At 44.7% G+C, this 3591-nt stretch carries 4 protein-coding genes; all 4 read right to left on the reverse strand.

Translation table 11 applies throughout. The features are described from left to right. Positions 1–944, reverse strand: a 944-nt coding sequence (locus tag ACFINZ_RS09020) for a phage tail protein (RefSeq protein ID WP_375701355.1), incomplete at its 3' end; no start/stop codon positions are given. A gap of 7 nt (positions 945–951) precedes the next feature. Continuing rightward, entirely contained in the window at positions 952–1965 is a 1014-nt protein-coding gene (locus ACFINZ_RS09025; protein ID WP_375638659.1) for a phage tail protein, read from the reverse strand. Positions 1966–1973: 8 nt separating this feature from the next. Then, positions 1974–2978, reverse strand: coding sequence for a phage tail protein (locus ACFINZ_RS09030; protein WP_375701356.1), 1005 nt, complete (start codon positions 2976–2978; stop codon positions 1974–1976). Between the two features lie 12 nt (positions 2979–2990). Further along, positions 2991–3591 (reverse strand): transglycosylase SLT domain-containing protein (locus ACFINZ_RS09035; protein WP_375701357.1); only part of this gene is annotated, 601 nt, incomplete at its 5' end.

Here is a 3591-nt window from a genome sequence, read left to right on the forward strand (position 1 = left end):
TCTGTAAACCAAAAGGGAGTCTCTACCTGTGGACTTCCTGCTATTTGGTCAAATTCTTGATTACACTTGTCCAAAGCATCCCCACTCAAACCTACACACTCTTCGTCTATAGCTCTCTTTCGCCTTGTCACGGGCGCTTCAGTAGAAGAAACATCCCGTTTTTTTCGAGAAGAAAGACCTTCTGATGACTCCGGACCTATAAAATGTTCATGCGCTTTTAAAGAACAGGGTTGTATACTTGCAAAAGAACGCCAAGGGTCTAAATTGCGTTCATTATCAAGTCCCCGTAAAAACATTCCTCGAAAATCGGGAACATTAAACGTCGTGGCGCCATCCCCTTCTCCCCACGTCGTCCCTATCGCAGAAAATAAATCCCAATAAACATACCGTGAATAAGCACTTCCATCACATGGCAACCAACCATCTGGCAAGCGCTCCATTGCAAACGGTCCTATCAGACCGGAAGGTAAACGTTTTAAGGAAGAAACTTTGCCCCTTGTCGGGTTGAGAACTTGCCAACCCGTAAGCTCTTCATCATACACAAGCGTATAAAGACAGCCATCTTGTATCTCTCCTCCCGATAAGGCTAATAAACCGGTTTCTGTTGCCTTATAAACGGGCTTACCGGCTAAATTATTTAAAGCAATTGTTGTCGCCCCAACATTCTTGCCCTTCGCTTTAAAACAAACCGATATGCCATTCTTATACTCTAAAAATGCCGATTGGCTTAGAAGCCTTATCACGCTCGTCTTTTGGTTATTATCAACCGTCACAATCCCTTCAAGCACGCCGCCCGTATCCGATAAATACTCACTTATCCTTTGCATCATAAAACGAGCGCTATTATTAACCGTGTTAGGGTGCTGTCCCTCTGACCAATTAATTAAAGCATCAGCACCACCATTCTCAGATGCTGTTAAAGACCAATCATAAATCGTGGACATCTAAACCTCACGTCTTGATTCCAAACACAACACTCATATTAATCGGGCGCGTCTCACTTATACCTGAACTTGCCAATGCAACATCACGCATGTGAAGGTGGGAATGGGGAAAGGCGAGCTTATGGTGCACGCGTATATCCTCTGCCCTCACGCCCAAACGTTCAGCAAGCTTCAATCTTTGCTGGTCATTCAACACATATCCCCAGATGATCGTCATATCACCATGCCAACTCTCTTCCTGATTTTCATCATTCAAAATCGTAAAGGATTGACCCCCATGGTCATGCTTTCTCATTGCGTCATTTTGTAAAGTGCCAAGATAACGAAAGCGGTCTATCTCGCGGTCATCATCAACACCTCGTAAAAAAACACCACGCAAATCGGGAACATTAAACTTCGTCCAACTATCAGCGCCTCCCCACCTGATCCCTATCGCTTCATAAAGAGCAGGATAATCACGACGCAAATAAGCCTTCCCATCACATGGTAACCAGCCATCTGGCAAAACTTGCATCCCAAAAATCCCTATCGTCCCTAGTGGATAAACAGGGATAACCGGCTCTTGCGATAAAGAGAGAGGCGTAGGATTTAAAACTTGCCAAGCATGATCCCTATAAACCAAGCTATAAATGCACCCCCTTTGAAGCTCGCCTCCCGATAAAACACGGAGACCTAATTCCGTCGCCTTGTAAACAGGTTTAGCGGCTAAATCATTCAAGGCAATTGCGGTTTCCCCAACATTCTTGCCCTTCGCTTTAAAATAAATTGATATCCCATTCTTATACTCTAAAAATTGCGATTGGCTTTGAAGTCTTATCAACGTCGTCTGGTGTTCAGCATCAACCGTAAAAGTGCTTTCAATCACACCACTCGTATCCGATAAATACTCACGCACACGTTGCATCATCACACGAGCACTATTATTCAGACTACTAGGACGTTGTCCTTTTGACCAATCAATCAAATCATCACAATAGGCATTCAAGGAGGCATTTAAAGACCAATCATAGATCGTCGACATCTTACACCTCATGTCTTAATCGCAAACAGAACACTCACATTAACTGGACGCGTCTCGCCTTCACCAGTGCTCTCCAAAACAACCTCTTGGTTCTCATCAAGAGTATGAGAACTTACAATGTAGCCCCCTAAATTCTCACGCTCTATGCCCATAAAATTCGCTAGAGAACTCCCCCCAAACAAGCCTAGACGATAACCCAACACATCTGTCGTATTCCCATCCCAAAAGTTTTCGTTGCTGGTAAAATGAGACATCGAAAGGCTCTGTCCTTGATGTTGATGCGACTCGATTAAATCTGTTTGCACACTTGCAAAAGAACGCCCCTCATCAATATTGCGCCCTCCATCAAGCCCTCGTAAAAACATCCCTCGAAAATCGGGAACATTAAATGTCGTGGCGCCATCACCCTCTCCCCAAACCGTTCCTATCGTCTCAAATAAATCACCATAATCACGACGCAAATAAGCCTTCCCATCGCAAATTAACCAATCCTTTGGAATCCCACGCATGCCAAACGTTCCTATAAAACCCGTGGGATAAAGACTGCTTTCTTCTTCTTCTAAAGGGAGTGGGGTAGGATTAACAAGATGCCAATGATCTCCATTATAAAACAATGTATAAATGCACCCTTGTTGGATTTCCCCCCCTGATAAAAGCGATAAACCCGTTTCCGTTGCTTTATAAACCGGCTTGCCATCTAAAGCATTTAAGACAATCGTGGTCGCTCCAACATTCTTACCCATAGCCATAAAGCGCAAAACGATACCATTCTTATACTCTAAAAATTGCGATTGGCTTTGAAGTCTTATCACACTCGTTTGTTGGACATGATCATTTGTAACAATGCCTTCAAGCTCTCCACCCGTGTCTGACAAGTATTCCTTTACGCGCTGCATCATCACACGGGCGCTTGTGTTCACACTGCTAGGATGCTGTCCTTCGGACCAATCAATCAAATTATCCACGCGCGTATTATCCGACGCTCTAAGCGACCAATCATAAATCGTTGACATTTCTCGTGAATCCTAGCTTCTGTAAAATGGTCCGTAAAATGCCCGCATGAATTGCGTCATCAAAGGATTATCATCATCATCACTCTCTTCTTCTTCCGAAGCCTCTTCTTGTGATGCTAATAATGCCCTTAAAACCTCTAACAAGTTGTCTCTATTTCTAATGCCACCATGCGCTGTAGGACTTGCTCTATGAGGCTGCCCACCATACATCTGTAATACACGGTTGACAAAATCACTTGCACGCATAGCGTTGTTTCCACCATTCAAGCCAACCGCATTGCTCCCAACAATTTGCGCCGCATTGGCATGGGGATTTTGAAGAAGCCGCGCGGCTCCTCCTGCCCCTTGTTGATGGGCTAAATACAATTCCGCTTCACTAGGCGCTCTTCCCAAAAGGCGGCTTAAATGATTGCGATTATCAAGCGTCAACCGCCCCATGGCATCTGCCGCTTGCATGGGATCAAAACGATCCTGCAAACCATATTGTTTGGCGGTGCTGTCTATAAATTGATACAACCCACCCGCAGAAGAACGGGGATTCCTTGCATTCGGATTGCCTCCACTTTCCACTTGCGCAACACGGTACAAATAACTCTCTGGCAAACCATAACGC

Origin of the sequence: Bartonella sp. AA81SXKL (genome assembly GCF_042196945.1) — a bacterium.
GTDB lineage: Bacteria > Pseudomonadota > Alphaproteobacteria > Rhizobiales > Rhizobiaceae > Bartonella.

Bases quoted from the DNA above. Each gene is read 5' to 3' on its own strand.
- ACFINZ_RS09030 (WP_375701356.1), bottom strand. From the start codon at position 2,978: ATGTCAACGATTTATGATTGGTCGCTTAGAGCGTCGGATAATACGCGC.
- ACFINZ_RS09025 (WP_375638659.1), bottom strand. From the start codon at position 1,965: ATGTCGACGATCTATGATTGGTCTTTAAATGCCTCCTTGAATGCCTAT.